The 26,372-nt window shown below is 46.2% G+C and carries 23 protein-coding genes and 1 riboswitch; of the genes, 17 read left to right on the plus strand and 6 right to left on the minus strand.

Translation table 11 applies throughout. The annotated features are described in order from the left end of the window. The first annotated feature begins 166 nt into the window (after positions 1-166). Complete coding sequence (locus NST45_RS01875; protein ID WP_339824685.1) at positions 167-1,705, plus strand: helicase DnaB; 1,539 nt, start codon at positions 167-169, stop codon at positions 1,703-1,705. Positions 1,706-1,723: 18 nt separating this feature from the next. After that, complete coding sequence (gene dnaI / locus NST45_RS01880; protein WP_036685219.1) at positions 1,724-2,680, plus strand: primosomal protein DnaI; 957 nt, start codon at positions 1,724-1,726, stop codon at positions 2,678-2,680. A gap of 474 nt (positions 2,681-3,154) precedes the next feature. Here dnaI and NST45_RS01885 read toward each other — a convergent pair whose 3' ends face one another. Continuing rightward, positions 3,155-3,313, minus strand: coding sequence for a YqzM family protein (locus tag NST45_RS01885; RefSeq protein WP_094902239.1), 159 nt, complete (start codon positions 3,311-3,313; stop codon positions 3,155-3,157). Between the two features lie 354 nt (positions 3,314-3,667). Between NST45_RS01885 and trxA the strand changes: the two genes are divergently transcribed. Both trxA and uvrC read left to right on the plus strand, forming a co-directional pair. Next, positions 3,668-3,985: a thioredoxin gene (gene trxA / locus NST45_RS01890; RefSeq protein ID WP_036679814.1), complete on the plus strand. Its 318-nt coding sequence runs from the start codon at positions 3,668-3,670 to the stop codon at positions 3,983-3,985. 121 nt (positions 3,986-4,106) lie between these two features. Beyond that, complete coding sequence (gene uvrC, locus NST45_RS01895) at positions 4,107-6,059, plus strand: excinuclease ABC subunit UvrC (protein ID WP_339824688.1); 1,953 nt, start codon at positions 4,107-4,109, stop codon at positions 6,057-6,059. A gap of 99 nt (positions 6,060-6,158) precedes the next feature. Here the strand turns inward: uvrC and NST45_RS01900 are convergent, their stop codons facing one another. Continuing rightward, the gene (locus NST45_RS01900; protein WP_339824691.1) at positions 6,159-7,835 is read right to left on the minus strand and encodes a CPBP family intramembrane glutamic endopeptidase; all 1,677 of its coding nucleotides are present in this window, start codon (positions 7,833-7,835) and stop codon (positions 6,159-6,161) included. A gap of 320 nt (positions 7,836-8,155) precedes the next feature. Then, positions 8,156-8,331: riboswitch (cyclic di-AMP (ydaO/yuaA leader) on the plus strand. Positions 8,332-8,395: 64 nt separating this feature from the next. Between NST45_RS01900 and NST45_RS01905 the strand changes: the two genes are divergently transcribed. Both NST45_RS01905 and NST45_RS01910 read left to right on the plus strand, forming a co-directional pair. Continuing rightward, on the plus strand, positions 8,396-9,754 hold the full coding sequence (locus tag NST45_RS01905) for a TrkH family potassium uptake protein (RefSeq protein ID WP_254924578.1): 1,359 nt from the start codon (positions 8,396-8,398) through the stop codon (positions 9,752-9,754). 13 nt (positions 9,755-9,767) lie between these two features. Next, entirely contained in the window at positions 9,768-10,439 is a 672-nt protein-coding gene (locus NST45_RS01910) for a TrkA family potassium uptake protein (RefSeq protein ID WP_036679808.1), read from the plus strand. A gap of 683 nt (positions 10,440-11,122) precedes the next feature. On the opposite strand, the gene NST45_RS01915 is transcribed toward NST45_RS01910, so the two are convergent. Continuing rightward, entirely contained in the window at positions 11,123-12,238 is a 1,116-nt protein-coding gene (locus tag NST45_RS01915) for an IS110 family transposase (RefSeq protein WP_036683961.1), read from the minus strand. A 231-nt stretch (positions 12,239-12,469) separates the two neighbouring features. Continuing rightward, positions 12,470-13,372 carry a LysR family transcriptional regulator gene (locus tag NST45_RS01920; RefSeq protein ID WP_036679806.1) on the minus strand — a complete coding sequence of 301 codons (903 nt, stop codon included), beginning with the start codon at positions 13,370-13,372 and terminating at the stop codon, positions 12,470-12,472. 402 nt (positions 13,373-13,774) lie between these two features. Here NST45_RS01920 and NST45_RS01925 point away from each other — a divergent pair, with 402 nt between their 5' ends. From NST45_RS01925 to NST45_RS01955, 7 genes are all read left to right on the plus strand, one after another. Continuing rightward, a complete protein-coding gene (locus NST45_RS01925) occupies positions 13,775-14,440 on the plus strand; it encodes a succinate dehydrogenase cytochrome b558 subunit (RefSeq protein WP_036679804.1) in 666 nt (221 codons plus the stop codon). Positions 14,441-14,485: 45 nt separating this feature from the next. Beyond that, entirely contained in the window at positions 14,486-16,228 is a 1,743-nt protein-coding gene (sdhA, locus tag NST45_RS01930; RefSeq protein ID WP_036679802.1) for a succinate dehydrogenase flavoprotein subunit, read from the plus strand. Positions 16,229-16,303: 75 nt separating this feature from the next. Next, positions 16,304-17,068 carry a succinate dehydrogenase iron-sulfur subunit gene (gene sdhB, locus NST45_RS01935; RefSeq protein WP_036679800.1) on the plus strand — a complete coding sequence of 255 codons (765 nt, stop codon included), beginning with the start codon at positions 16,304-16,306 and terminating at the stop codon, positions 17,066-17,068. A gap of 210 nt (positions 17,069-17,278) precedes the next feature. Beyond that, positions 17,279-18,070 (plus strand): DUF3891 family protein, encoded by a 792-nt coding sequence (locus tag NST45_RS01940; protein ID WP_051491089.1) that lies wholly within the window; start codon positions 17,279-17,281, stop codon positions 18,068-18,070. 57 nt (positions 18,071-18,127) lie between these two features. Beyond that, positions 18,128-19,057, plus strand: coding sequence for a metallophosphoesterase (locus NST45_RS01945; protein WP_081382462.1), 930 nt, complete (start codon positions 18,128-18,130; stop codon positions 19,055-19,057). Between the two features lie 38 nt (positions 19,058-19,095). Then, positions 19,096-19,638 (plus strand): GNAT family N-acetyltransferase, encoded by a 543-nt coding sequence (locus tag NST45_RS01950; protein ID WP_051491088.1) that lies wholly within the window; start codon positions 19,096-19,098, stop codon positions 19,636-19,638. A 210-nt stretch (positions 19,639-19,848) separates the two neighbouring features. After that, on the plus strand, positions 19,849-20,580 hold the full coding sequence (locus NST45_RS01955) for an NADPH-dependent oxidoreductase (RefSeq protein WP_256717045.1): 732 nt from the start codon (positions 19,849-19,851) through the stop codon (positions 20,578-20,580). Positions 20,581-20,723: 143 nt separating this feature from the next. Here the strand turns inward: NST45_RS01955 and NST45_RS01960 are convergent, their stop codons facing one another. Together NST45_RS01960 and NST45_RS01965 are read right to left on the minus strand one after the other, a co-directional pair. Next, positions 20,724-21,533: a histidinol-phosphatase gene (locus NST45_RS01960; protein ID WP_076147900.1), complete on the minus strand. Its 810-nt coding sequence runs from the start codon at positions 21,531-21,533 to the stop codon at positions 20,724-20,726. Between the two features lie 71 nt (positions 21,534-21,604). Then, a complete protein-coding gene (locus NST45_RS01965) occupies positions 21,605-22,507 on the minus strand; it encodes a LysR family transcriptional regulator (protein WP_036679795.1) in 903 nt (300 codons plus the stop codon). Between the two features lie 254 nt (positions 22,508-22,761). Here NST45_RS01965 and NST45_RS01970 point away from each other — a divergent pair, with 254 nt between their 5' ends. The 4 genes from NST45_RS01970 to NST45_RS01985 all read left to right on the plus strand — a co-directional run bounded on the left by NST45_RS01970 (position 22,762) and on the right by NST45_RS01985 (position 26,371). Further along, entirely contained in the window at positions 22,762-23,217 is a 456-nt protein-coding gene (locus tag NST45_RS01970) for a chemotaxis protein CheX (RefSeq protein ID WP_036679793.1), read from the plus strand. Positions 23,218-23,245: 28 nt separating this feature from the next. After that, positions 23,246-24,022: an SDR family oxidoreductase gene (locus tag NST45_RS01975; RefSeq protein WP_036679791.1), complete on the plus strand. Its 777-nt coding sequence runs from the start codon at positions 23,246-23,248 to the stop codon at positions 24,020-24,022. A 97-nt stretch (positions 24,023-24,119) separates the two neighbouring features. After that, positions 24,120-25,628, plus strand: a complete 1,509-nt coding sequence (locus NST45_RS01980; protein WP_339824696.1) for a DEAD/DEAH box helicase — start codon at positions 24,120-24,122, stop codon at positions 25,626-25,628. After that, a complete protein-coding gene (locus NST45_RS01985; RefSeq protein WP_339824699.1) occupies positions 25,625-26,371 on the plus strand; it encodes an ABC transporter ATP-binding protein in 747 nt (248 codons plus the stop codon). Before NST45_RS01980 ends, NST45_RS01985 begins: the two co-directional genes overlap by 4 nt. Position 26,372: the final 1 nt, after the last annotated feature.

A 26,372-nucleotide genomic window follows, 5' to 3' on the forward strand; every position in this document is an offset into this window, starting at 1 on the left:
CGGCGAAGCCGTTTCTTCTTGTTTAATAGAGGTAGATATTCGTAAGAAGAAGTTGATTATATTGCGAAAAGAGTCGAAATTGGGATTTTATTTACATTTTCGCTATGTTAATTTGTGATAGAATAGAATCCTGTATGAATTCGTGTAAACAAGGGGGTATCCGTAGATGCGGATGAGTAACTTACATCATTTCACCGAACATCATCGGTACTGCGTTTCCCGCGAATTTGGTCTTAGTGTTATAGATGGACGTATGCTTAGCTCTGTATATCAACCTATGGTGGGAGCCTTTGCAATCAGTTTCTATCGCTTGCTGGTTGAACATGTGCCAGCAGATAGCATTGGCTATTCTGGAGTGGAGCAACAGCGCAGGCTATTTATGACTTTGGGTGTTGAACCCAATGAGAAAGGCCGCAAATATTTAATTGATCAGGCTTCCCGGTTAGAAGCAGTGGGTCTGTTGCAGACCTGTCGAATCTATGTGCCGGAAACAGATGATTATTTATATGAATATGAGCTAATGCCGCCGCTATCGCCAGCCGACTTTTTTGCCACTCAGCATTTAACCTTGCTGTTACGTGATAAGATTGGCAAATTTGCTGTGCTGTCCTTACGGGAACAGTTCTGGAATCGCGAGCCGGAAGAGTGGAGTCGCAGATCTATAGGCAAAGAGAATATTTCCGTGCCTTTTTATGATATTTTTCAACTTAATACACATGTCATTGATTATGAGCTGGAGCAAGCTTTGGCAGAGGTAGCCTCTGTTCGACAGCCCGGCACGCTTGAATCCGGAGAGCAGGCAATCGGATATAGTGACATTATTTTGCGTTTTCCACGGGAGTCTGTGAATCGGGCTCATGTAGAAAAACTGCGCTTCGACCATACTCAAATGGGTGTAATTAACTATGTTGCTCATAAATACGAACTGAGTCCGCAGGATTTATGTCGTTTGCTGGATGAGGATGGTGTGTTCTCACCGGAGGGCGAGGTAATGCTGGATGCGTTGCAATATAAAGCGAGCCAACATTTCAGGCAAGATATGAAACGACAGGAAAAACGTGAAATTGCAGCTGCAAAAGTTGTTTCCATCCGGACCAGTGCGACCGAAGAGAATGATGATTCTATAGCACCACCAGAGCAATCAGTTGAGATGGAGTATTATGTAGAAGTACCGCCACAATTTTTGTCCAAATGCGACATTCACCAATATAATATGATGCTGCGTAACGAACCTTATACAAGACTGCTACAAACCTTTTTCCCGGGTGCAGTGCCCAGCCATCTGATGGATATGTTCGAGAAAATAGATCTGAACTATAAGCTGAGCGGTGAAGTAATTAATGTACTCATTCATTATTTAATGACTATGGTAGCTTCGGGTGGAGAACAGCGGATGAACCGCAATTTTGTAGAGGCTATCGCCTCCAATATGCTGGTTAAACAAGTGAACACCTATGAGAAGGCTGTAAGATATATTAGAGATCAGTCCAAAGTGAAGGGCAAGGGGACAACGGCTAATACTGCTGGAGGTACACGATCACGTTCTTATGCCAAAAATACAGGCCGATCCAATAAACCGGAAATTCCGATTGTGCTGGATGATGGAAGTGCCGGAACAGTATCGGAAGAGGAATTCGCGGCGATGATGAAGAAAGCGGCAGAAATTAAGGCTAGTAAGAAAAAAGGCGTATCGCAAACGCCTTAATGAAAGAGAGGTGGAACAATGGAGTCTATGGGCGATGTACTTCGTTCGATCAACAATCCAACTCTACGGCAGCGTCAACGCGATCTTGAACAGGGGTTATTCAATCATCCACTTGTGAAGGCATTACAGTCCGAACATCCTGAGCTGGACGAATCACGACTGCGGCTTCATATGAGTCGCCTGTATCAATATGTAGAGGAAAGCCGAAACTGTGCGAACTGCCCAGGACTAGAGAAGTGTCCAAATGATTTTCCTGGCCATTATAGTAAACTAACGGTAGAAACTGTGAATGGTTCAGTGGATCTATATGAACGCAAGACGGCATGCCGACTTAAAGTGGCACAAGATAATCAGGATAATATCCGCAAACGTATTCGTAGCTTTTATGTGGACGAGCGTGTACTTAACGGCGGTTATGATGAGATAGATATTATGGGCAAAGACCCGCGTCGGGTCTCGGCTGTGAATAAAATATTTGATTATATCACCAGTGTTAAAGAGGAAGGCCTGACTTCACGCGGCATTTATTTACATGGCTCTTTCGGAACAGGCAAAACTTTTTTGATGTGTTATTTGCTGCATGAGCTTGCTGTTGCTGGATATACCGGAGTGATCGTATACATGCCAGACTTTATAGAGGACTTGAAATCGATCATGATGGATGGCCAGAAAATGAAGGAAACTGTCGATACGATGAAAAACTGTGATTTGCTTATTTTTGATGACATTGGTGCGGAAAATTTGAATCCTTGGGCTCGTGATCATGTACTTGGGGCGATCTTGAATTATCGGATGAACCGCAAACCAACCTTCTATACCTCGAATTATCCATTGGATGGCTTGGAGAAACATCTTAGCTTTACGAGCAAAGATGGTGAAGAGGTCTATAAAGGCCAACGACTAATGGATCGCATTGCTCCTTTTGTGGATGTGCTTCCACTGCATGGGGAGAATCAGCGAGGGGCCAATAGATAAGCTGGAATATTCATAATGTAAAATTTAAAAGAGCAGTGATTCCCCTTTTATTGGAGGATCGCTGCTCTTCGTTTTTTTAGTTATTCGAACTCAAACGCCGCTTTTTCCATGCTGCGAAGCAGGATCGTCGGAAGTCTTGAGTGTACTTTAATTGTCCAAACACACTTTCCGGTTGCAACATCTGGCGGGCATACTCACTCTGATCGATAATTAGGGAATACCTCCCTAAAATTCAGAGGTTTCTGCTCATTAGACTACTAATTAGGGAATATCTCCCTAAAAATGAACTGATTCGTCAGCGAAAATAGATATTCTCCCGATTATTAGGGAGGAATTCCCTGATTCCGTTCATTTATAGCAAATATCGGCTATAATCAGGGAGGTTTTCCCTCATTATTCTCAAAAAAAGAAGCCGTCCCATAAGTAGCATTCACTACTTTTGAGACAGCTTCTTTTTATTGTGCGATGATTCCTTTACTCCGAGAGAATGAATTTAAGGATGACCATTCCGAAAAAGACAACCGTCATAAACGTGGTCATTCCGAAAAATCCGGTCATTAAATCCCCAAGATCATTGCGGGGTTCTTCGTTGATATGTTCTCGTGGGTCCCGTACTTGCGCGTTAACATCCATAGTTTCTGCCTCCTTACAGGGACAAGCCCTGTATTGTTAGATGCAAATTGACATTAGTTTTATGAAATAAGTCATTGACAATTAATGCGCTTTCTTTAAGTATACCGAAATGCTGGGGAGGTTGTAAAGAAAAGAGTACGCAAAAAAAATACATTGAAGGCAATATAATTGCGAGTGATATTTCACATATCCCATAAAGATATGTTATACTTGTAATGTGTCGGTAAGTGGTAATTTGGTTATCATATTACATGAAACAATTTATTAACTCATATTTCGGAGCAGCTTCCATGAACTAAGCTTTGGCTTAAGATGTGCGTGATGCTTCGCAAAACTTAAAGGAGGAACAATATCATGGCTATCGTGAACGTGTCTGACCAATCCTTCAGTAACGAAGTGGAAGGTCAAGGTACTGTAGTAGTAGACTTCTGGGCTCCTTGGTGTGGTCCTTGTAAAATGCTCGCTCCAATCTTGGATGAATTGTCCACAGAGCTGGGAGACGACGTGAAAATTGCAAAATTGAATGTGGATGAGAATCCGGAAACGGCTTCCCGTTTTGGTGTTATGAGTATCCCAACTCTGATCTTCTTCAAAGATGGTCAACCGGTAGATAAAGTTGTGGGACTGAACTCCAAAGAATCCCTGAAAAATATCGTAGCAAAACATCAATAATTGATAGATGCTACTGTTCGGGCCTCGGCCCTGCCACTCAGCGCCTTCGGTTCATTCCGGAGGCGTTTTGTGTGCTGAATGCCAACTAATCATGGGTCCAATTTAGCTGGAGGGGATCATTTTGGACAATATCCGCAATAAACTGGCACTACTACCCGATCTGCCTGGCTGCTATCTGATGAAGAATCAGGAAGGCACTATTATTTATGTGGGCAAAGCGAAGGTACTCAAGAATCGGGTGCGGTCTTATTTTACAGGCAGTCATAATGGTAAAACGCAGCGGCTTGTCGCTAATATTGCTGATTTCGAATACATCGTTACGTCCAGTAACATGGAAGCGCTCATTCTAGAGTGTAATCTGATTAAGAAACATATGCCGCGTTATAATGTGCTTTTGAAAGACGACAAGACGTTTCCTTATATAAAAATAACGAATGAAACTCACCCGCGCCTTGAGGTTACACGCCGGGTGATTAAAGATAAAGCAAAATATTTTGGCCCTTATCCTAATGCTTATGCTGCTCAGCAGACAAAAAAGCTCCTAGATCGTATGTACCCGCTTCGTAAATGCGGTGTGATGCCAAAGGAGGTCTGTCTTTACTATCACATGGGCCAGTGTCTGGCACCGTGTGAGAAGGAGGTTCAGAAATCCGAGTATGAGCAGATTACGCAGGATATCGCTGCTTTTCTAGGCGGAGGTCATGAGGCGGTTAAAAAGGATTTACAGCAAAAAATGCAAGAAGCTGCTGAGGAGTTATATTTTGAGCGGGCGAAGGAACTGCGGGATCAGATTATCCATATCGATGCATTGATGGAGAAGCAGAAGATCAACACTACAGATACTAAGGACCGGGACGTATTTGGTTATGCTGTAGACAAGGGATGGATGTGTGTACAGATTCTGTACATGAGACAAGGGAAGATGATCCAGCGCCATTCCTCCGTGTTCCCGTTCTATGGTGAAGCCTACAGTGACTTTATGTCTTATGTGACGCAGTATTACAGTGATAATCCCGCTTTGCCGCAGGAGATTCTGCTGCCGGATGTGCTCGATGAGGAGTCTCTGGCTAATAAAGAGACTAAACCTGAGATCACGATAGCTGCTCCAGCAGAAGCGGATTTACAACAGGGTGAAGATACTCCTGAATCGGCTGAAGAGGCTGAGGCACGTGCGACGGCGGCGGAGGAAGCTGCTGCAGCTGGGATCGTGGATGCCGCCGGCGGCGCCTCCATTCTGCAGGAGTGGCTGGGCATTAAGGTGCTTGTGCCACAACGCGGCCTTAAGAAGCAGATGGTTGGCATGGCCTGTCAAAATGCAAGAGTGGCTATCGACGAGAAATTCCGGCTGATTGAACGGGATGAAGAGCGTACCTCTGGAGCAGCGATCAGCTTAGGTGAGAGCTTGGGTCTTGAACGCTTGAGCCGCATTGAGGCGTTCGATAACTCGAACATTCAGGGAACTAACCCGGTCTCAGCGATGGTTGTCTTCATTGATGGCAAGCCTGCACGAAAAGAGTATCGTAAATATAAGGTTCGTACGGTAGTGGGTGCGGATGATTATGGAACGATGCGCGAGGTCATTCGGCGGCGATATGAACGGGTATTGAAGGAGAATCTTCCGATACCGGATCTTATCGTGGTCGATGGCGGGAAAGGGCAAATCTCCTCTGCTATTGATATTCTGGAGAATGAGCTGGGATTATTCATTCCGGTCTGCGGCCTTGTTAAGGATGATAAGCATAAGACGGCTCAGCTTTTGGTTGGAGATCCGCCAGAACCTGTCGCGCTAGCCCGGGACAGTCAGGAATTTTACCTTTTGCAACGGATTCAGGATGAAGTCCATAGGTTCGCGATCACCTTCCACCGTGAACAGCGCGGGAAGTCCATGGTTACCTCCAAGCTGGACTCTATACCTGGTATAGGTGAGAAGCGCCGTAAAGCGCTGCTTAAGCATTTCGGATCGCTTAAGAAAATTAAAGAAGCCTCCGTGGATGATTTCCGTACACTTTCTATTGGAGAAAAGCTGGCAAGACAAATTCTTGATGCGCTCAAGGACGAAGAGCCAACCTCATAGCAATGGTGACAAAAGAAAAAGGGTATCACAGCAGCGACTAAAGCTGCTATGATGCCCTTTTTTTAAATTTGGTTATAGGATGTACACTATTTTATTTTCTTAAATCAAAGAAGAAGGCTCCACCGGCTTAGTCTTCTGTGGTGGATTAAATCGATAGACGATGTAAGCGACTATGAATGGCATAATAATCGCGAAGATACCCGCGCCTACATTTACGCTCTCCTTCATAAAGATCAGCGTAGCGCCCATCAGGATGCTGTCAAACACGACGTGGCTGAACATGACAGCAATAAATCCGTAACGAAGGAAAATATAACTGAACAGCAGCCCGATTACGGTCAGCTCAATCGGACGGGAGCTGATGGGATAGATCGGATATAACGTATGGCCAAACGCCCAAACCAGCGTGGTGATCAAGCAAGCGACGAAAGTGTTTCGGAACACCTTTTTCAGCATAGGGATTCCGAAAAAGCGATAAATGGCTTCCTCAGATAAACCAGCGAGCCATGCGACGATAGGCAGAAGCCAAGCATATCTCATGTTATAAGGAGACTGGGTGGCGTCTGTAGTAGACCAATTGTGCAAGGTAAACGATAATATGATGAACATAACCGTCTGCACCCCTAGCAGAACGAAAGCCCACATGTATCCAGCCCGGATACTATCCAACACATATTGTCCATAGCCGGGCTCTTTGGCGCGGGGCCAAGGGTTCATGCCTCCCTCTTTTCGCCATAGGCCATTGCCGCCCACTAAAGAGAAGTAGAGCAAGGAGGACATCAGCAGGCTGTACAAAGCATAAATGATAAACATAATGACAGAGGTAATCTGTGCTTCTAGCCCTTCGCCTGTTGATTCAGGCAGCATATTATAGGTGCTGATCATCATGATTACAAAATAGGCTGAGCTTAGGAATACCCCACGTTTAAAGGAAGTATGCTCTCTTCTAAGAATACTGTAGACGAGTGCCAGAATTCCTAAAATCAGTGTGGGTATACCGTAACCGAATAATGTCAGCTTTTCCGCTAAAGAGGTCTGTCCTTGTACGTAGGAGGTATGCCAAGCCGGTGCAGAGAATCCGGCATTAAAGCTGGAGACCTGCTCTCCACTGAAATCAAAATAATAGTGCAATAAGGATTCGCCGACCTGAACAGTGCTATCCGTATACACCAGCCCATGGCTTCCTGTATTCGATTCAATTTGTAGCTTGGCAGGATTTACTTCCCATTCCTGAAGCCAAGGACGAGCAAGATTCTCCTTCTGCGCTAGAGTGAGGTCAGCTCCCTTGTCCTCTTTTGCACCAACGGAAGCGATGCCTGACCCCTCTTCGGAGGCAACTTTTGCAGCCTTTGAGAAAGCGACAATCTTACCGTTATACATATTGAGGTCAACGATGATTTGCGGCTCTTGCTCCGCTGAAGGAGTAAGCGTTGCACGAAAGACATCAAAAGGATATTTTTGATCCAATTTTTTCTTGGTGTAGTCCTCCACAAGCTTCTCGCGAGACATATAACCATAAAAGGAAGAGTCCGTCTCGTAAAGTACATTCCATTGATCGTTTGGTGCTTCGGTGTAGTTGAGCTTATGTTCTGCAAATAATATGGCTTGGTCACGGGCTTCTGCCTTGCTAATGACGGTGGTATCTTCACCTGTAGGGCTACTAAGCAGTGAAGGGGAAATCTGAAACATAATAAATAGAATAAGACCGATAATGCCCGAGATGATGAGCCTCTTGGAGAGGGCACGTTGCTGTAAGGGCTGGCCGACGGGATTCATGTAACGCCTCCTTGTTATGTACTGACAATGTTATGTTCCATTATAGTATTAGTGCCTGGTTGGTTACAAAAAACATTATATGTTCTTTTTATGGGTAATAGAGATAGTATAGAATAGTCATGTGAATTTATACCATGAATTTTATCGTGTTCATTTCTGCACGAATGATGAGAATCGGTGTAATTGCAGGGAAAACACGGAAAAGTGATGAGAAAAGGCACTCCTTTTGATGCAGTCTCTTTAAACCGCATTTTTTCATGCGAATGAGCATTAATTGTGTCTTTGTGAATTCACTAAATAACGTATATAATTTGTATGCAATTGTATAGTAGCCGAATTTCTGGTGAAAACGGGGGAACCATAAGAAGTGATGAAAAGTGGAGTGTACACGATAAATGGCACTTTCATCAGGGGTGAATTTCGTTCTGGGAACGAATAGGGCAGCCTGCACAGTCCGAATCCGACAGCTAACCTCGTAGGCTAATTTACTGCAGGAACCAAGTCAGCATTGGTTTTCCAGTGCTTTTTTTGTTGGAATTTTTGATAAGAAGGTGAGCAAAGTGGCTTCACAGTTTCGCAGGATTTCTGAATTTAAGTTTCTGAAGCTCTCGCCGCCGCAGATACTGGTGCTTGGTTTTGCATCGATTATTCTGATAGGGGCCTTGCTGCTTATGCTGCCCATCTCAAGCACAAGCGGGAATTCCGTGGAATTTATTGATGCATTATTTACTTCAACTTCGGCAACCTGTGTAACAGGGCTTGTTGTGCTGGATACCGGAACTTCGTTCACGATTTTTGGGAAAACCGTAATTATGATCCTGATCCAGATCGGCGGCTTAGGTTTTATGACCATGGCCACTCTATTTTCACTGGTGTTAAAGCGTAAAATATCTTTGCGGGACAGGCTAATCCTACAGGAAGCCATGAATCAAGGCTCTATGGAAGGAATTGTACGACTGATCCGGAGAGTCCTTATATATTCTCTTGTCATAGAAGGCTGTGCCGCCTTGCTGCTGTCTATTCGCTGGGCTTTTGATATGCCACTGGGAAAAGCGATTTATTTTGGCATATTTCATGCGGTGTCTATGTTTAATAATGCGGGGTTCGATATTTTTGGGGATTTTCGCAGTTTAACTGATTATGTATATGATCCGCTAGTGAATATTATTGTGATGTTTCTGATTGTCTCCGGCGGGATTGGTTTTATTGTAATGTCAGATCTGGTGGAGTTTCGGGTAACCCGCAGGCTGTCTCTACATAGTAAAGTTGTCCTGTCCACCAGCACAGGGCTGATTCTGATCGGAGCTCTGGTTATTTTTATATTCGAGTTTACTAACACTCGTACCCTAGGTTCACTGAATTTTGGCGGTAAAATATTATCGGCCTTCTTTCAATCCGTGTCTCCCCGTACGGCTGGCGCGAACACAGTAGATATTGCTGGACTTCGGCAGGCTACACAATTTTTTATAGTGATTCTTATGTTTATTGGTGCTTCTCCGGGCTCAACGGGCGGCGGGATCAAGACAACAACCTTTACGATGATGATTGGTGCTGTAATTGCTATGCTGCGTGGACGGGAAGATGTTGTGTTGTTCCGTTATCGGTTGGCTCAGGAGCGCATCTACAAGGCATTAACGATCACGCTGCTGGCTTTGTTGTTAATCGCCTCTGTGTCGATGATACTCTCCACAACTGAAGACAGTAATTTCTTGGCAATCTTGTTTGAGACGACCTCCGCCTTTGCTACGGTAGGACTGACTATGGGGCTAACTCCGGAACTGTCAGCGATCGGTAAGATTCTACTCTGTCTGACGATGTTTGCAGGTCGGCTGGGTCCACTAACCTTAGCGTATGCACTCGGTCCCAAACAGGGTAAACCACTGTATAAGTATCCGGAAGGTAAAATAATTATTGGATAGGAGTTAATTAGAAATGAAAGCACAGCAATTTGTAGTAATCGGCTTAGGTCGCTTCGGTTCAAGCCTGGCGCTTGAGCTGATGGAAATGGGCTACGAGGTGCTCGGCATTGACCACCATGAAGAACGCGTGGAGGAAATGAGCGATCAACTGACGCATACGGTAGTAGCAGATGCTACAGATGAGGGAATTATGCGCTCGCTTGGTGTAAGGAACTTTGATTGTGGGATTGTTGCGATTGGTGACAATATGGAGAGAAGCATTCTGGCGGCCATTTTGTTGAAGGAAATTGGAGTCAAGCAAGTGGTGGCTAAGGCAATCTCCATCCTTCATGGCCGCGCACTGTCGCGGCTGGGGGTTGATCGGGTTATTTTTCCGGAGCGGGATATGGGGATTCGTGTGGCACACCAGCTGGTGACGCCCAATTTGCTGGATTATATTGAACTGTCCAAGGATTATAAAATTGTCGAGCTGACCGTACCGTCCTGCATGAACGGCAGAAGCTTGTCTGATTTAAATACAAGAGCTAAATATGGCTGCAGTATTGTTGCCCTGAATAGGGAAAGTGGAATAATCGTCGCTCCAACTGCCCATGATTATTTAAGTGAAGGCGATGTTATGGTACTCATTGGTCCTAATGAAAGTATTGACCGTTTTGAGAGTGAAGTTGTGAACCAAGAATCATAGGAAAAGAAGCTGACTCAAAAGTAGTGAATTCTACTTGGGGGCAGCTTCTTTTTTATGGAGTAAAGAGTAGGAAAAGTAATGGATTTCACTATGCCATATGGCTATAGACCACGCGTAGTGTTCTAATATATTGGTTTGTGCGGTTGACGAGTTGTTAGGTGTGATATTCGTACGGCTGTAGTAGATGATTTGTGGTATCTGTGACGGTGGAATATGGGCGATATGCGTTCTTTGTTTGTACGATGTACAGAGTGGGTGTAACTAATTAGGGAAAACCTCCCTAAAAATAGCCGCTATTCGCTCTAAATGAACGACATTAGGGAATTCCTCCCTAATAAACAGTGGGATTCCTTTATTAGTTACTCAATCAGCCGAAAATTGGGGAAGTTTTCCCTGCTATGAACGAATTAGTCAATTCCCCTGTTTTCCCCTTTAAACTAGAGGGTTTTCAATCCCTTGGGCACAGAGACAAAATGCGAGTCGTCGGCTGGCAATCTGCTATCCGTGGGTTGGTTACCACATATTATGCCTACGTCGAAGGAGCTTCCGTAAACTAATTTCGCACGTTAGATCAGGGATCCTGTGCACAGGGAATTCACGGATTCTCCTCGAACCTTTCTCTTTGTCTCCATGCCCCAAGGATTCAAATCTTTTGGGTATGTTTTTATTTTTTTTCGTTTCACCTACGCCATTTTTCGTTCTGCCTCTACCGCAATCGACCAGATAAATCCAATTAACTCACGACCCACTGCTGCCATGGTTAAATTTCGGTGTTTCCCGCGTCTGACTAATTTTAAATACTTGCTGTGTAACCGTTCTTGGGCTTTCCACGACGTTTCATGGACATGAATACTCTGGCCCTCAAGACGCACTGCTAAATCTCCCTTGACGGCAGGGCGGTGACGGTAACTCCATGCGGACTCCACCAGTGCGCGCCGCACTCCGGAATTTCCGACTTTTGTAAGACTCCCTCTTTTGGTACTTGCTCCCGAGGAATATTCCCGTGGCACGAGTCCCAGGTAACTCATGAGCTGAGCCGGTGAACGAAAACGTTCGAAATTTCCAATCTCGACAACTAAAGTCATAGCTGTCAGCAGGGCGATTCCCCTCAGGCCTTGCAACGCTTGAATGACAGGTGCGTAAGGGCAGATCTGTGCTTCTTCTCGCATTGCGGCTTCAAGTCGCTTGATTCGCTCCTCCACTTCCCGGAGCTGTTGCAGGGATTCGGTAAATACCCGTTCTTGAGCTACATTATTAAACTTCAGCATAGAGAGCCATTCCCGGTACCTTTTGGTCCAGCGTTTTTTCATACCCTCTGGCTTGTGAATTTGGTGGCGCAATAGAAAATGAATGAGCCGTTGCCGAGCCCGATGTAGGTCTTGCCTAGCATCTTCTCGTGCACGAATGAGATCTCGTAAAGCTTCGAGTTCTGGCGTTGGCACATAGATCGCAGTCAATTCTCCAGCCCGGTGTAACTGAGCCAGTTTTTCTGCATCCCGTCGGTCGGTTTTTATGGCATCTCCGGGACGCTGTGGCATACGCGAAGGTGCAATTACCACACAGGAAATTCCCATCTTCGTCAACCAGCGGTATAAGTCGTACCCCGTAGGCCCGGCTTCATAGCAGACCTCCAGTGTAATCCCTGAACCTTTGAGTTTCCGAATCATTCGAGCCACTGCATCTGGGGTATGGGGGATGGCTCCATAATATCGTGCGGGTTCCCGACCCTCATCTGCAATCGCCACCGCAATTTTTTCTTTAGACACATCCAAACCGACGTATTTTATGGTATTCTTCATAGTAACAGCTCCTTTCGCATGTAGCTCTGTAATGGTTGTCCTTTTAACTTCCATTTTAACCTACGGTGTGCGAAACAGGGGCTGCCTTTCGTTCATCATAACTAATTATAAGTCTGCTGAACAGAAATCTCTAAATTTCAGGGAGAAATTCCCTAATTACGCAATAAGTGCTTCACTTATTGCCTCATTTGGAGATCAATAGGTGCGCCCCTTGATTCATTTGGTCCGGCTTTACTGCTCACGTTCTGTCAGAAACATCTCTTCGGTTACTTGCACCAGACTGCGAGCCGCCGTGCTCATGCTTCCATCGTCACGGTAAATCAGGCAGGTGGTCCGTTGAGTCTGCTCCAGCTCCTTGATATGTAGGGACACCAGTCCGCCGCCGTTCAGCAGCTCTGGACGCAGATAAGACTTTGGCAGCAACGCAGCCGCTTTGACAGTCGGAAGCAGCCGCACGATGGCTTCGAAGGAGTCAATCTCCATGCGCACATCGGGATCAATCCCGCAGCGCTGGAATAGATCGTCCGTCAGGCGCCGGTACCAGGTACCCTTTGAGAAGAGAATCATAGGCAGCCGGGATAGATTATCCATGGTTAGCTTGGAGGATAAATTTAAAGGATGCTGCTCTGAGACGACCAGTCGCAATTGATCCTCAAACAGAGAAATGCAGCGTAACCCAGGTTCTTGAATAGAGGAAGCGATCAGACCTACATCTGATTTCCCCTCACTAACTGAGGATACGATCTCATGCGTTCGGCCTGTAATCAGCTTCAGCTCTGCGGTCGGATATTTGTCCATATAAGCGTTAACCAGCGGCGGAAGCGTGGTCTGCAGTGAGGTAAGACTAGCCCCCAAGGTGACAAGCCTTGGCTCCCCCTCTTTGAATTTAGAAAGGGCTTCCAGAAACTTGGAACGCTGCTGCCGTTGTTCAAGCGCATAGGAATAAGTGAGACGCCCAACCTCGGTTAACTCCAGTCGTTTGCCATAACGATTAAACAGTGCGACCCCCAGACGTTCCTCGAGTTTAGAAATTTTGCGAGACAAGGCGGGCTGGGATAGATTGAGCTGGCGTGAGGCCCGGTTTAAGCTGGAATGTTCCACAACTGCTGCAAAAACATCTAAATCGTCAAACATAATTGAGTTCCTCTCCTAATGCGATGTACGATCAGTAGTGATGAAATTCATAGCCGTAAGAGTAACTGTTCTTATTACATAAGGAAAATCAGGTTATGTCGGAAAATGTTGTTTCGCTAAATGAGAATTATTATCATATAAAATCTATTCTTATGCGTTTATTGTATAACGTTTAATAATTAGATTGCAATTCCCTTATAAGCGAAAAAAGAGTAACATGAAAAGTGACACAAGATATTCACATTTTGTGAAAAATAAAACTTAGTCCGGTAAACTCTAGGATAACGGTAAATTAAGGAATTATGTCATTGGATTGTCAACGTTATCCTGTGTCAAATGTAGTTCCGGCGGTGAATACCCATTAATGAAAACGCTGTTTTAATCGGAAAGGGGTTACTTTGTATGAAAGGATTTTATTCCAGAAAGATTCATTCCTTGCTAGGCGTTATCCCACTTGGAGCCTTCTTCATTGAGCACATGATGACGAATTTTGCGGCTGTAGAGGGTGGCGCTTCCGGTTTCACTGACAGCGTGTTATGGCTGAACAGCTTACCGCTCGTCTTCTTCCTGGAATTGTTCGGTATATGGCTTCCTCTGCTGTACCATGGGGTATACGGACTTTATATTGCGTATCAATCCAAGCCGAACTTGAACCGTTTCAACATTGAAAGAAACTGGCGTTATACCCTGCAACGGATTACAGGTATTGTTACCTTTATCTTTATCGTCTGGCACTTGTTCCAAACACGGGTTCAGGTGGCAGTGGGTAATGTGGAGCACGAAGAATTAGGCGGTCTCATGCACGATATCGTGACTCAGCCACTTCTGCTGACACTGTATATTATCGGTATCGTTGCTGCATGCTTCCACTTCTCGAACGGTCTCTGGTCTTTCTTAATCAGCTGGGGAATTACCGTCGGTCCTCGTGCACAGCGGGTATCTTCTTACCTCTGTCTTGGCATATTTGTCTTAGTAACGTTCATGTTCCTGATTTCGCTGGTTACTTTCCGTGACAGTGAATTTCAAACTGCAGCAACTATTGCCCAGTCCATAAAGACCTTCATTTAATTTAAGAATCCTTTCTGATATTTTCGATAAAAGGAGTGAACTATCATGGCAACATCCGATATCATTATCGTGGGCGGCGGTCTGGCCGGGTTGATGGCTACCATCAAGGCAGCGGAAGCTGGTGCGCATGTCCATTTATTCTCATTAGTTCCTGTAAAAAGATCACACTCCGTATGCGCGCAAGGCGGCATCAATGGCGCGGTAAATACAAAAGGTGAGGGCGACTCCCCTTGGGAGCATTTTGACGACACTGTCTATGGCGGTGACTTTTTGGCGAATCAGCCGCCGGTTAAGGCGATGTGTGAAGCTGCGCCAGGTATCATTCACCTTATGGACCGGATGGGCGTTATGTTCAACCGCACACCGGAAGGTCTGCTCGATTTCCGTCGTTTCGGCGGAACGAAGCGGCACCGTACAGCTTTTGCCGGCGCGACAACAGGCCAACAGCTGCTGTACGCGTTGGATGAGCAGGTGCGCCGCTGGGAATCTGAAGGTCTCGTAACTAAACGCGAGAACTGGGAGTTCCTTTCGGCTATCATCGACGACGAAGGTGTATGCCGCGGCATCAGTGCCCAGAATCTTAAGACGATGGAGATTGAGACTTTTCCTGCGGATGCTGTTATTTTGGCAAGCGGCGGGCCGGGTATTATTTTTGGCAAAACAACGAACTCCGTTATTAATACAGGGACAGCTGCAAGTGCGGTGTACCAACAGGGCGTACATTATGCCAACGGAGAATTTATCCAGATTCACCCAACCGCTATTCCGGGAGATGACAAGCTCCGCCTGATGTCGGAATCGGCACGTGGCGAGGGCGGCCGTATCTGGACTTATAAAGACGGGAAACCGTGGTATTTCCTCGAAGAAAAATATCCGTCCTACGGTAACTTGGTGCCGCGCGATATTGCTACACGTGAGATTTTTAATGTGTGTGTGGATCAAGGGCTGGGCATTAATGGCGAGAACATGGTGTATTTGGACCTCTCTCATAAGGATCCGAAAGAGCTGGACGTGAAGCTTGGCGGGATTATTGAAATTTACGAAAAATTCATGGGGGATGATCCCCGTAAAATACCAATGAAGATCTTCCCGGCTGTACACTATTCTATGGGCGGCATGTGGGTTGATTACAATCAAATGACGAACGTTCCTGGTCTTTTTGCAGCCGGAGAATGTGAATATCAATATCATGGAGCGAACCGTCTAGGCGCCAACTCACTGGTATCTGCTATTTACGGCGGTATGGTCGCAGGACCAAAGGCTGTTGAATACATTAAAGGCCTGAAGAAATCATCGCAGGATATCTCTTCTTCCGTATTCGATAGCTTCCACAAAAAGCAAACGGACAAATATGAATCTCTGTTAGCGATGTCAGGTACAGAGAATGCTTATGTGATTCACAAGGAACTGGGCGAATGGATGACCGCCAATATGACCGTGGTGCGGCACAATCCGAAGCTGGAAGCGACCATTGGCAAAATCAAAGAGCTTAAGGAGCGTTATCGCAAGATCAATATGAATGATGCATCGCGCTGGAATAACCAAGGTGTGGCCTTCACTCGCCAGCTCTGGAATATGCTGGAGCTGTCCGAAGCGATGACACTTGGAGCGCTTATGCGGAATGAGAGCCGTGGTGCACATTACAAACCAGAATTCCCAAATCGTAATGATGAGGAGTTCTTGAAGACCACAAAAGCAGCCTGGACTGCAGAGGGTCCACAAATCTCCTACGATGAAGTGGATGTCTCGCTGATTCCTCCACGGGTACGCGATTATTCGAAGGATTAATGCTTTCCAGTAACAGAATAGCTTGCGAGGCAAGCTTCATGAAATAAAATCAGGCAATTTGAGGAGGGAACCATTATGGCGGAAACAGCTGCAGCTCCCAAAAACGTAAAGTTTATCATCACCCGCCAGGACGATCCACAAAGTTCATCGTATGTCGAGGAATTTGAACTTCCTTATCGTCCAGGTATGAATGTGATCAGTGCTTTGATGGAAATTCAGCGTAACCCTGTGAATGCCAAAGGTGACAGCACAGTTCCCGTATGCTGGGATTCCAACTGTTTAGAAGAAGTGTGCGGAGCTTGCTCCATGGTGATTAATGGCAAACCCCGCCAAGCCTGCGCTGCACTTATAGACAATCTGGAGCAGCCTGTACGCATTGAGCCTATGAAGACATTTCCGGTGGTGCGTGACTTAGTCATTGACCGTACCCGGATGTTCAATGCGCTAAAAAGGGTGAAAGCATGGATTCCGATTGACGGTACGTACGATCTTGGACCGGGACCGCGGATGCCGGAGAAAAAACGGCAGTGGGCCTATGAATTATCCAAATGTATGACCTGTGGCGTATGTTTGGAGGCTTGTCCGAATGTCAACGAAAAGACGGATTTCATCGGACCGGCAGCCATTTCTCAAGTACGTCTGTTCAATGCTCACCCTACAGGTGAAATGAACGCTGACGAAAGATTGGACGCTCTTATGGAGGATGGCGGGATCGATGGCTGTGGTAACTCACAGAACTGTGTACGCGCTTGTCCAAAGGGGATTCCTCTTACGACATCTATTGCAGAAATAAACAAGCAAACAACGAAGCATATGTTCAAACGTTGGTTAGGTGTGTAATTAATAGTACCGCCAAATGTTTATCTATTGAGCTATCCTCAAAGTGGATTCCATTCGCTGGGGGTAGCTTTTTTTATGTTGTTAAGACTCTCTTATCTGCTTGAGGCGGGAAAGTCTTGCAGGGCTGGAGCAAGTTCAGAATATTGACCAATTTATGCTATAATATCCATTGTTAACGTAATGTTAGCTGTGGAACAAGGAGGAATAATCGTGATTTGTCGGGAGCAAGATGGAGCAATTGTAATGGTTAAGCAGCATGATCACGGGAAACTTGCCGGAGAGCTGGCCATTGGGTTCAAAGAGCAGCATGTGCCAACTGAAGGACGCCGGGAAGAGGTACTGTGGGCAGTAGCCCAGCATGATAGGGGTTGGATTGATCTCGATGAGACCCCTTTCTGGAATGATGCGGAGCAAGCACCCTACACCTTTATTGATTTTCCTGTAGTGCCTAAGTTGACCTTTTATAAGCGTGGATTAGATGAGATCGAGGAACACACACCGTACGGAGCGTTGCTGTGCAGCTTGCATTTTGAGCGGCTTATTAAGATTTCGGGACTCGATTATCCAGAACTAACGTTATATCAAGAACATGAAGAGGAACGCAGAGCACGTATCCATCGGGAGCTTGAAGCTTCTAAGCCTATCGGAGAAGATGAGCTGTATTATGATGCCCGTCTTTTAGAATTCTGCGATGATCTGTCCTTGTATTTGGCCTTAAATGAGCCGGGGTGTCCGAAATCAGAGGAGCATCCATGGTGGCGTGAAGGGTTCTCAGGCACTGAAGATTTCAGTTTTACGTCAGGTCGTGTTATCACAGCGGAGTGGCAGGATAAGTCAACGTTAATGCTTGAACCGTTTCCTTTTGTAAAAAACCTGGAAGTAGCATTTATGCTGAGACGAGTTCAAAAATCAGAAATCGCAAAAAAAGGGATTGCACGCGCTTACAGCGAAACTCCGGAAGAAGAATGCCGGATTGTTCTAACTGCCCGAAATAATATATAAGTTATTATTTGGACCGTCTGTTTTTCGGGGAAAAGGTAAAGAAAGGAGAATCTCCCTATGAAGATACAATCGTCTGGGGCTTCTCCCAATAAGAATGGCGATAAGATCCACAAGGACCCCTCTAAGGGGCGTTCTGGTAGCGAGTCTACAATTACCCGCCGGCAGTTCCTGACTCGGAGTGCGGCTGCTGTAATCGGCGCAGGATTGCTTACAAGCGGATATGCATGGCAGGGGGAGCCGAACTGGATTGAGGTCACTAAGCTGGACTTGCGTTTTAAGGAGCTTCCTTCCGCTTTTTCAGGGATGAAGCTTGTTCATTTCAGTGATACGCATCTCGGATTTAATAAGGATGCCAGGGATCTGGCCCGACTCGCTAAACATATAAGCAAAGCTGAACCGGATCTTATTTGCTTCACGGGTGACATTGTGGACAGCGATCCTGAGGATCTTGTTGAAGCCGTACCGGTGCTGGCAGCGTTAAGTGCGCCATTGGGTAAATTTGCGATATTAGGCAATCATGATTACAAGAATACCCAGCTGGTTACCGAGCTGCTGGAGTCTGCGGGCTTCCGGGTGCTGAGGAATAAATCCTACCTTCTAAAAAGAGGCGGGGCAGTCATGGCGGTTACGGGGCTGGATGATCTGTTACACGGTAAACCCGACCCAGCGAAAGCCATTACTGGTGTTCCTGAAGGAACCTTTAACGTCCTTTTGATGCATGAGCCGGATTATGCGGATACCGCACAGGCCTATTCATTTGATCTACAGCTTTCCGGGCACAGTCATGGCGGACAAATTCGCCTGCCCTTTATAGGTGCGCCATTTACACCTTATGGATCTCTTAAATACATAAATGGATTGTATTATACAGAAGACAAAGCCATGCCTGTGTATGTGAATAGAGGGTTTGGAGAGACATACATGCCTTTTCGGTTATTGTGTAGGCCAGAATTAACGGTTCTGACGCTGCATCGGTCCATGAGCTGATTAGGCTGGAATTTTAGCTGCACGGAAGGGGAGAGAAGATGAGCACCTATGGAGCAGTGTTGTTAGAGACACAACATGGTTTAGCAGTTGATCTGAGGCTGATCATGCCTGAGGATGTTTTAGCTTTGCGGCAGCTGCTCTCCCATCCAGATGTGCAGCGCCATATTCTAGTACGCTCTGGCCCTGGATCAGCATCTGCCCAGGTGGAGAAGCTGGTAAACCGGATGTTATTTGCCTTCGATCCTTGTGCGCTGCATGCCGGGATCTATTTAAAGGGGCAGCAGCGGTTGATCGGTATAGTGGCTTTGCAGAATTGGAACCGCCGTGAGGGCACAGCTACCTTAGGATATATGCTGGACCCGGCATGGTGGGGATGCGGGCTGGCGACGGAGGCCGTGGGTTTGTTTTTGAACTATAGTGTTCATACCCTTGGGATAACAAGGATCGAAGGACGCTGCACAGGAGATAATATTAGATCGGAACGTGTGATGCTCAAGAACGGTATGAAGCTGGAGCGGGTGATGCCCAAAGTCGGCTCCTTGGACGATGTAATGAAAGTATTCACATTGTTACACAAATGAAATAATGCCGTTATCAAACTCTAACAGTGTGCGGTTAAACTAAGTACATGACCCCCTTTTAAAAATATACTGCTTTGGGACCCGATGATTCGGGTCCATTTTTTTTGATTGAAAAGAGTAGCGTAAGTGATTGGCAGTACCGAATCCGATCGTTTATGATTAACATACTATGGAGTGGAATGACCAAGGAGGCGTAACATTTTGAATGAAGTGGTACAAACATTAAAAAATCATCGTTCTTTCCGGCAATATTCAGACCAGCCTGTGGAGTCAGAGAAGCTACAAACAATGATTGAATCGGCTCAAGCCGCACCGTCATGGGTTCATGGACAGCAGTTATCGATAATCGCCATCAAAGATCCTGCGCGTAAGCAGCAGCTTTCAGTTTTGTGCGGAAATCAGAAGCATGTAGCGGCAGCACCGGTTTTTTTGGTATTTTGCATGGATTTTTATAGAGCTAAAGTAGCTAGTGAGCTGGAAGGCAAGTCTTTTGAAGCCGTAAAAGATGTGGATGCACTTTTGGTTGGAGCTACAGATGTGGGAATCTCATTGTCTAACGCGATTGCAGCGGCGGAATCCATGGGACTGGGCATCATTCCTATTGGGGGTGTGCGCCGCAACACAGCGGGTGTGATTGAACTGCTGAAGCTGCCGGAGTACGTATTCCCTGTCGTCGGCCTATGCGTGGGATACCCAGCGGAGGAGGTTTCTCAGAAGCCGCGGCTGCCACTGGAAGCTATATTTCATGAGGAGCAATACAATCCGGACGTACAAGGCCTCCTGGAGGCGTATAATCAAACCCACCGTGAATTCTTGCAGCAGCAGGGGATGACGGAGAGAGATTGGACCAGTACGATTGCTCATTTTTATGATATCAACCCGGAATATGGAGATGCGAAACGTACGCTGAAACAACAAGGTTTTAGCTGTGATAATCTGTAAATAAACAAAAAGATGCACCAAGCTGAGATTGGTTTAACGGAGGGTGAACCCTGCCTCTAAACCAATAACGCTTGGTGCATTATTTAATTTCTCGCTTAAACGCTTACCGTCCTTATAGGGACGGTGAAGGCGTTTAAGCTTGTTTACAGAGAAACTTTGACTTTTTGGCGCTGCTTGTAATAAACCCAGTGTGTAAAGCCTATTTCTTTAAGCTGTGCAGCTACCGCATCCCGATCCTCGGCGACCCGGGACGGCTTATGTGCATCCGAACCAAAACTAACCTCTACGCCAAAATGTAGTGCCCGCTCCAGAATATCTTCAGAGGGATACCAGCCGCCGACCAGCTTAGTCCCGCCTGAGGTATTGATTTCGATGGCCACGCCACATTCACTGATTACACGCAGACAATCGTCAATCGGCTGAGGTGCAGGGATTTCGGAAAAAGCAGGATAATTCCCCTTCATCGCATCAATATGTCCGAGTATTTGGAACATACCACTGCGTGCGGAATCAGCAATTAACCGGTAATATTCAGACTTCACGCGGATCTTCTCATTTTTGCTAAGGTTTTTCCAGCGCCCTTTGTTAAAAATGCTGACTCCACCAACACTATGTACCGATCCAATCACATAATCAAAAGGGTAGGCGGATAATGTCTTACGGTATATCTCAGCATGTTCGGGGAAGTAATCTGATTCGATGCCTAACAGTACGTCGATAACGCCTTCGTACTCTTTTTTGAGGGAGAGAACATCATCAACATAATTAGCAAATTCGGATTTAGCCATTGCGATTTTGGGAAAAGCCTGATCGGATGGATCTCCGAAATAGGGAGTATGATCGGAAATACCTATAACTCCCAATCCAGCGGCAATCCCAGCTTCGATATAATCTCTAATCGTTCCGTCAGCATGGCCACAGCGGAAATGGTGGGTGTGTAAATCAAATTTCATCAAGAACATCTCCTTTAAACAAGGTTATGCAATCAGCTCAGAAGTAATCGGTTCCACTTTGTGGGTGGGATTTATTCAGACCCGATAAATTGGGTTTCTGGCATGCCTTTAAGATCGCTTAGGAACTGCCTCATAGCAGAGTTTACGTATTTTCCTGATTTTGTGATCACGCCAACAGGATGGGTGACTTCCAGCTCAATAATTGGCACAATTTTGAGGGTGCCGGCTCGAACCTCAGCGGTTACTGACTGCTTGGAAATAATGGCGGCGCCCAAATCGAGCTCGACCATCCGTTTCACTTCCTCGCTGCTGGTCAGCTCCATAATGACCTGAGGTTGAATGCCATGTTTGTTCAGAACCTCATCCGCAAATTTACGGCCCACTGTATCTGGTGAGAGCAGAATTAGCGGGGTCTTGCTTAAGGCTTCTATCCCAGCGGTCTTCACTTGAGCGAGAGGGTGTCTGGGAGAGACCACCAGTTCGAAGGTATCATAATACAAAATGGAAGTAGACATGCCCGGGCTACGTCCAATTAAATAACCGATGCCGACATCAACAATGCCGTTTTCGACATGCTGATAAATTTGTGATGAGGACATAGAGGAAATTGATGTTTTGATATGGGGGAACTGGTCTTTAAAATAAGATAGAATACGCGGTAAAATTTGAATGGCGATTGAGGTAGTTGTGCCTAGAACTATATGACCTTGGGGATTTTCATCAAGATCTGCAAGCCGTTCCTTAAGTTCCTCGACAATCCTCACAATTTGTTCCGCATGATCCAGAAAGACAGTCCCTCTATCCGTTAATGTAACAGGCTGGTTTCGGTCAACCAGCTGAGTCTTGAACTCTTCTTCAAGGCTCTTAATCTGTGCTGAAACCGCTGGTTGGGTCAGATTAAGCAGTTCTCCGGCCTTGCGAAAGCTCATCGTTTTGGAAATTGTTATTAGTGTCTCCAGCTGGCTGATGTTCATGGAATACCTCCTTTGGACCATCGAATTGGATCTGTAATTGCGTTAATATCTTACGTTCCACGTTGGCATTTGTTTAAATTATAGGAGATAATACCCGGCAGAGCAATGTTGCTGCGTAAACTATCTTGGGTTTGAATTCGACATATGCATTAATTTTTGCTGAATTGTGCCGATATATAAAGTATAATATATCCATATTGCTTGGGACTTTTGGTATATGACCAAAGCACGATAAAGGGGGAGACTAGACATTCATGAAAGCAGAAGTAATTAATCCGTTTCTAGAGTCTGCACGGACTGTTATAGAACAAGTAATTCAGGTCTCGCCTTCTACGGGGAGTTTAGGCATTAAAGAAATTGAACTGATCGATAATCATATATGGATTCAAGTAGGGATGACAGGCCAACTGAGCGGAAATATTATATTTGGTATCGCGGAGCAGGTAGCCTTGCGAATGGTATCGATTATGATGGGTGGCTTTGTGATCACCGAGATGGATGAGATGGGTCAAAGTGCGATTTCAGAGCTGAGCAATATGATCAGTGGGAATGCCAGTACCATTCTATATAATCAAGGTGTTTCGGTGGATATAAGTCCTCCTCAGATTATGAAGATGGAAAGCATGTCTTTTATGCCTCGTAAAGCGCTTAGTATTCCGTTGTTGATGGATGGGGTTGGAGAGATGGATATTCAGGTGATGATCTCTTAGGCAAGAGTTAGGAGCTGAAATACTTTTCATGGTACTCAAAGATAAGGTTGTTGTGATTACAGGAGCGTCAAGCGGCATTGGTGCATTAACAGCACAGATGCTTAGTAAAAAGGGGGCAATCCCCGTCCTGGTAGCACGTTCTGAAGCGAAGCTGAAAGAAACAGCGGCCGGTATCCCGGGCGTTTTTGGACTGTACACCTGTGACGTAACAGATGCTGAAGGTGTTCAAAAGACCTTCGCACAAATTTTGGCCGCATATGGCAGAATTGATATTTTGCTAAATAACGCAGGGTACGGCAAATTTGCTGCTTTTACGGAGATGGAGCCTCATGAATTTGACGATATGATGGATGTTAATTACATGGGGATTGTCCGGTGCACGAAGGCTGTTGTTCCACATATGCTGGAGCGGGGAAGCGGCCAGATTGTAAATGTGGCTTCCATGGCAGGGAAGATAGGCACAGCCAAATCTGTAGCCTACACAGCTACCAAACATGCTGTTCTCGGATTCACAAATGCGCTCCGTCAGGAGCTGCGGAAGAGTGGAATTATCGTCTCGGCTGTGAACCCGGGGCCTATCGCCACCGATTTTTTCAAAACGGCTGACCCGTCTGGCAATTATGAGAAGAGTGTAGCCCGGATGATGATGACCCCAGAGCATGTATCTTCCAAGATCGTTAAGGTTATGGAGACCGGCAAAGAAGAGCTCGATCTTCCGGGTCTGGCAGGGTTTGGCATACGGCTTTACGGGCTGTTTCCTCGCCTGGCGGACAAGCTTACTTATAATGCGATGAACAGAAAATAGACCCTGTTGTCAGCTTTATTGGCCTTCCATTTGGTGGAGAGGCCTTTTTGGCATATAATGAAGATATTATCTCAAGCGAAAAGGATGAATTACACTTATGAATAAAGCTTCTTTTGCGGCTATCGGCATTCAGGAAGACCTCATTGCCCGGTTGTCGGAATTCGGCATTAACGCTCCATCCCCGGTACAAGAGCAGACTATACCGCTTCTACTAGAGGGAAGAGATGTTATTGCAGCTTCCCAGACTGGAACGGGTAAGACGCTGGCCTATCTATTGCCGCTGCTTCAAACGATTAATCCGGAGCAGAAGGTGGTCCAAAAGCTGGTGCTCGCCCCTACACAGGAGCTGGCGATGCAAATCTTACGCGAGGCGGAACGTTATGGTGAACAGCGCGGAATCCGAGTTATGGGTCTTATTGGCGGGGCCGCAATCAAACGCCAGATTGACAAGCTGCGTGAGCATCCACAGCTAGTTGTGGGAACACCTGGGCGGATCCGCGAGCTGATTGGACTTCGTAAATTGAAGATGCATGAAGTGAGTACTATTGTTCTGGATGAGGCGGACCAAATGTTCCAGCTTAGCGGAGCCGGCGAAGTCACAAAAATTGTCAGCAGTGCGCTGCGTTCACGCCAGCTTGTTATGCTGTCGGCAACGATCGGACCAGAGACGAAAGCGCTGGCTAATCGTGAAATGAAGAACCCGGCAGAGGTTGGGATTGCTCCAGGTGTAATGACTGCTGAAAGCTTGGAGCATCATTATGTTGTTGCTGAAGAGCGTAACAAAATGGACATGCTGCGCCGGGTGATTCGCCATTACAATCCCGATAAAGCGATTGTGTTCGTGAATGCTACAGATGATATTGCCGAGGTTGAGGCTAAGCTGAATCATCTTGGGCTTACTGCGGCAGCACTTTATGGAGATGCCGATAAGGTAACGCGCAGCAATGTATTAAAAGGTTTCCGGGAAGGCAAATTTCGTGTGCTTGTTGCCAGTGACGTAGCTGCCAGAGGACTGGATATTGAGAATCTTTCTTTGGTAGTTAGCTACGATCCTGCTTTTGATTCTGAACATTATGTACACCGTGCAGGCCGTACGGGACGGATGGGACGCCGCGGCTTATCTGTAACGATTGTTACAGAGCAACAGACCTTTATCATGCGGAAATTCGCCCGCGAATTGGATATTGCGCTTGAGGAGCGGGAGATAGTCGGTGGTAAGGTGCTTGCAGCAGATGAAGCACGCAGCGCTTTGCACAATGGACGGGGACGGAGTAATGAAGGCAGTGGGCAACGCCGTGATGGATCCGCTCCACGCAGCGGCAAGCCACCTGTAAGCACATCTGGAGCCTTCAATGTTCAGTCGCCATCCGTTGGAGCAGGTACACCGCCTGCCAAAAGAATGGCTACGATTAACACAAGTGAAACAACAAGCGGAGAACAACAGCGCGATCCACAGCGCAGCGCGAATCCTTCTGCGGGAGCACGCGGAGATGCGACTCCTGCACGGAGTAAACGCAGCAGCAATGCGGAACGTGAGAAGAACCGTAAAAATAAAGGAGCTCCAAAGTGGTTGAAAGACAAAACTCCGAGAGGTGACGGTCAATGAATAATGCTCCCGTATTGCAAATTACGGGTCTCAGTGGTGGGTACAGCCTGAATAAGCCAGTGCTGCATGATATTGCACTTCAGGTGCAGCCTGGCGAAATGGTTGGATTGATTGGTTTAAACGGAGCAGGAAAAAGTACGACGATGAAGCATATTCTAGGATTGATGTCGCCCCATAAGGGCGATATCACCGTACAGGGCAAGACGCGTGCTGAAGATCCCGTTGGATACAATAATGCGTTGTCTTTTGTACCGGAATCGCCGCTACTGTATGACGAAATGACGGTTCGTGAGCATGTTGAATTTACTGCCAGAGCTTATGGGGTAGATCAAAAGGATTATGAATCCCGCACCTCGCATCTTGCCAAGCTGTTCCATATGGAGGATAAGATGGACACCCTGTCGACCCATCTATCCAAAGGGATGAAACAGAAGGTTATGATCATGTGCGCTTTCGTTGCACGACCTGCGTTATATGTCATCGATGAGCCTTTTTTAGGATTGGATCCGCTAGGGATCCGTTCCTTGCTTGATTTCATGATGGATCTGAAGAACTCTGGATCGTCGATTCTGTTAAGCTCTCATATTCTTTCCACAATAGAGAATTATTGCGACCGTTTTATTGTATTGCATAAAGGTAAGGTGATTGCACAGGGCACGCTGGCGGAAATAGCGGCAACTGCCGGGCATGAGGGGCTGACTTTGGAGCAGCTGTTCTACGAGCTGGTTCAGGGAGGGAAATAAT

This window comes from Paenibacillus sp. FSL R7-0163 (assembly GCF_037969975.1).
GTDB classification, from domain to species: domain Bacteria; phylum Bacillota; class Bacilli; order Paenibacillales; family Paenibacillaceae; genus Paenibacillus_AQ; species Paenibacillus_AQ odorifer.